We start from the raw sequence: 1,719 nt of genomic DNA on the forward strand, positions 1-1,719 counted from the left end.
CGCACGGACCGGCCGAACCTGGGCCGGGAACTGGCGGCCCTGCCCGAGGACCGTCACGGACGACGGCGGTGCCGGTTCGCCGCGGCTTCGTCCCGCGCGCGTGCGCAAGGGCCGCCGACGACTTTCCCCTACACGATCGTGTAGTGCCGTGGCACCGGCCCGGCCCGCCCGTCGACCACCCTGGAGCGCAGGAGCCCGTTTCCGCGAAAGGCAGTTGTCGCGCATGCCCCCCACCACACTGCACCCCGAGCCCGCCGCCACCCTGCCCGGCGTCCCCGTCGTCGACATCAGCGCCACCGGCCCCGGCCGGACCCCCATCCAGCAGGTGATGGGACTGATGCGGGAGCACGGCCCGGTGCTGGTGCGCCGGCTGCACGGCCGGGACGCGCTGTTCGTCGCCGACACGGACCTGGTCGCCGACCTCGCCGACGAGGAGCGGTTCGCCAAGCACGTCGGGCCCGCCCTGGAGAACGTCCGCGAGTTCGCCGCCGACGGCCTGTTCACCGCGTACAACGACGAGCCCAACTGGGCCAAGGCGCACGACATCCTGATGCCCGCCTTCGCGCTCGGCTCGATGCGCACCTACCACCCGGTGATGCTGAAGGTCGCCCGCCGCCTCATCGACTCCTGGGACCGGGCGGCCCGGGAGGGCCGGCCCGTCGACGTGCCCGACGACATGACCCGCATGACGCTCGACACCATCGGACTGGCCGGATTCGCCTACGACTTCGGCTCCTTCGAACGCGCCGAACCGCACCCCTTCGTGGAGTCCATGGTCCGCTGCCTGGAATGGAGCATGACCCGCCTGGCCCGCACCCCCGGCGCGGACCACACCGCAGCCGACGCCGCCTTCCGGGCCGACGCCGACTACCTCGCCCGGGTCGTGGACGACGTCATCGCCGCCCGCACCGGCACCGACCAGAGCGGCGCCGAGGACCTGCTCGGGCTGATGCTCAGCGCCCCGCACCCCGCCGACGGCACCACCCTGGACCCGGCCAACATCCGCAACCAGGTCATCACCTTCCTGATCGCCGGCCACGAGACCACCTCCGGCGCCATGTCCTTCGCCCTGTACTACCTCGCCAAGCACCCCGCCGTGCTCCGGCTCGTCCAGCGCGAGGCCGACGCGCTGTGGGGCAGCGCCCCCGACCCCGAGCCGACGTACGACGACATCGGCCGGCTCACCTACACCCGCCAGGTCCTGAACGAGGCGCTGAGGCTGTGGCCGACGGCCGCCGCGTTCAGCCGGCACGCCCGCGAGGACACCCTGCTCGGCGGCCGGATCCCGCTGCGCGCCGGCCAGGCCGTCACCGTGCTCGCGCCGATGCTGCACCGCCAGCCCGTGTGGGGCGACAACCCGGAGCTGTTCGACCCCGAGCGGTTCACCCCCGAGGCCGAGGCGGCCCGCCCGGTGCACGCCTACAAGCCGTTCGGCACCGGTGAACGCGCCTGCATCGGACGGCAGTTCGCGCTGCACGAGGCGACCATGCTGCTCGCCCTGCTGGTCCACCGCTATCGGCTGCACGACCACACCGGCTACCGGCTCACCGTGAAGGAGACCCTCACCCTCAAGCCCGAGGGCCTCACCCTCACGCTCACCCCGCGCACCGCCGCCGACCGCGCGCACGCCCCGCTGCCCGGCACCGCCCCCGCGCCCGCCCAGGACACCCCGGCCCCGGACACCCTCCCGGCCCGGGTCCGGCCCGGCACGCGCGCCCT

The 1,719-nt window shown here is 74.1% G+C and carries 1 protein-coding gene; it reads left to right on the forward strand.

Features of this window, described 5'->3' with window-relative positions:
• Positions 1-223 precede the first annotated feature (223 nt).
• A partial coding sequence (locus H5J33_RS34190; RefSeq protein ID WP_181798548.1) for a cytochrome P450 occupies positions 224-1,719 on the forward strand: 1,496 nt, incomplete at its 3' end.

The sequence above is a fragment of the Streptomyces sp. WELS2 genome (genome assembly GCF_013870595.1).
Classification (GTDB): Bacteria; Actinomycetota; Actinomycetes; order Streptomycetales; family Streptomycetaceae; genus Streptomyces.